This is a genomic window from Candidatus Symbiopectobacterium sp. NZEC135 (assembly GCF_025962695.1).
In genome coordinates this window covers 1-2,368 of the sequence record NZ_JAGFPF010000213.1, presented here as the reverse complement: position 1 = coordinate 2,368, position 2,368 = coordinate 1, and the positions used below count along the sequence as shown (strand labels likewise).

Below are 2,368 nucleotides of genomic sequence, written 5' to 3'. Positions count from 1 at the left end.
GATCGCCTTAACCCCGGTGTGAACGTGGGTAAGGTTGATGGTACAGCCAATGGTAACGCTGCTGTTGATTTCCCTTCTGGTCACCCGGAAGCGTTTTGGGTGGATACCAGTCTGATTGAATCGCTGTCAGTCTATGACAGCAATGTTTCCGCGAAATATGGTCAGTTCACCGGCGGTGTGGTTGATGCGAAGCTAAAGCGTCCTTCATTTACCGAGGCGTCAGGTTCTCTTGGCTACCGCACAACGCGCTCCGCATGGACCAAATACCATGTGCGAGAACGAGAAGCCGAACAGTTTAATTCTGCTACCGCGTTGAATAAACAACCCAAATTTACCAAAGATTTTTATAACCTGATGGTCAGTCAGCCGTTGGCTGACAATGCAGCATTAATGTTTGCCTACGTGCGTAAAGAGTCAGACATTCCCTTTTATCACAGATACATGGGCAAATGGGAAGACCAACAACGTTCGTCAGAGAACTACCTGCTGCGTGGTGCGTGGGATGTGAATGAGCGCAACCAACTCACCATGACGGTTCAGTATTCGCCCCATACTTCCAGTTTTGTTCGTTCCGATATCAAAAACGGCAACTTTACCAACGAGGGCGGCGGCACCGCGACCAATTTGGTATGGGATAACCATAATGCCTTCGGTAAGGTTTCCACCAAGTTAGCCTGGAAGCAGAACGAAAACACCATTACCAACAAAGAGCAGCACTTCTATTACTGGTATAAAACGCCCAGCATCGACTGGGTGTCTGGCTTCACAGGCACGGCGGCGCAGGAAGGGGGCTATGGCACCATCAAAACGGCGCAAGAAGGTTGGACCTTAAAGCAGGATTGGGAACTGAAAGCGTTCTCGACGCTGGGGATACAGCATCGGGTTGATGTGGGATACGGTGCTGAGATCGCATCGGCGAAATACCAGCGTGATAGCGCCAGTTATGGTTTTCTCAATTCTAAGCGAACAACGTCGGTGAACTGTGCGGGAGACACGGCCTGCATCAGTGGTGAACAGTACCACTACAAGCGCAATGTGTACGATGTCTCCAATGTTGATGTCTCCACCAATACCTATGAAGCTTATTTGCAAGATACCTTGATGTTTCACCGCCTCACCGTGGTACCGGGTGTTCGGGTCGACTATGACGACTATATGAAAAACACCAATATTTCTCCGCGTTTGAGCGCCAGCTATGACCTGTGGGGCGATCGTTCCACAGAAGTGTTCGGCGGAGCCAACCGTTACTATGCAGGCAATGTGTTGGCCTATAAGCTGCGTTCTGCCCGTAAACTCGGTTACACCGAATGCCGTGCCGAACACGTCAATGCCAACGGCTCCTGTAGCTCTACGGGGGCTGCGACTGTGGATAATATTCCTGGCGAGTGGGTGTACGATAAAGCGTTAAATGAAGTGAACTACAACTACACCTCGTTAAGAACCCCTTACAGCGATGAACTGACTTTAGGTTTCCAACAGCGCATCTATGACACGGTATGGACGCTGAAGTGGGTGGGTCGTGAAGGGAAAGATCAGTTTGCCTCAGAAAAAGCCCCGGGCAGTAAAACCTACTCTCTGACCAACAACGGTAAAATGGACTCTGATACCTATAGCCTGGTGGTTAGGCCTATCGCCCCTATTGAGTGGCATTCCGTGTTGTTCAGTTGGAGTGCTGGCGGAAGTATCCAAAAATCCAACTCGTCCAATACCGCCTATGATGATGTGGTTGATGTTGATAAGCGCATAATTTACAAAGGTAAGTTTATGCGTGCTATCGACCGCCCTGCTGATGACTTTAACCGCCCTTGGGTCACCTTCGTTGAACTGAATACCGAGATCCCCGCATGGCGTCTGGACTGGACACAGCGCCTTAACTATGTGGGAAGCTATAAAGAGGTCACCACCAGTGGCAGCCTGATCTGTGCCGGTCAACCTGTTTGTGAAGGGTATGACGGCCCGGTCGACATCTATACCGAAAAACAGGCTGGCACCAACCTGAACCTCGACTGGCGCGTCACCTACACCCAACCGCTGGGCAAGCAGAATGTCAAAGTCGGCGTAGACGTGATGAACGTACTTAACCGCGCCAACAGAACCGGCTCCAACTACGGCCTCGGTCGTCAGTTCTGGCTTGATGTGACCTATTCCTGGTAAGAAGAAAAATAATGAAAAGTACAGTGAGCTATTGGCTGGCGGGCGCGATTTTTTTCAGCGCCGCCCTTTCGGCGGCAGAGATAAAAAGTCCGTTGCCGCACATTACCACCGGCACGTTGCCGAACGGCCTGCACTACACGCTGGTGCCGCTGGAAGGTCAGAAACAGCGCGTCGATATCCGGCTCGTCGTGCAAGCCGGATCGGTGGATGAAGC

At 51.3% G+C, this 2,368-nt stretch carries 2 protein-coding genes; both read left to right on the top strand.

Going from position 1 to position 2,368, the window contains the following annotated elements; all coding sequences use genetic code 11:
* The coding region (locus J5224_RS25040; protein WP_264627920.1) for a hypothetical protein at positions 1-2,154 on the top strand (2,154 nt) is incomplete at its 5' end.
* An 11-nt stretch (positions 2,155-2,165) separates the two neighbouring features.
* Positions 2,166-2,368, top strand: a 203-nt coding sequence (locus J5224_RS25035; RefSeq protein WP_264627919.1) for a hypothetical protein, incomplete at its 3' end; no start/stop codon positions are given.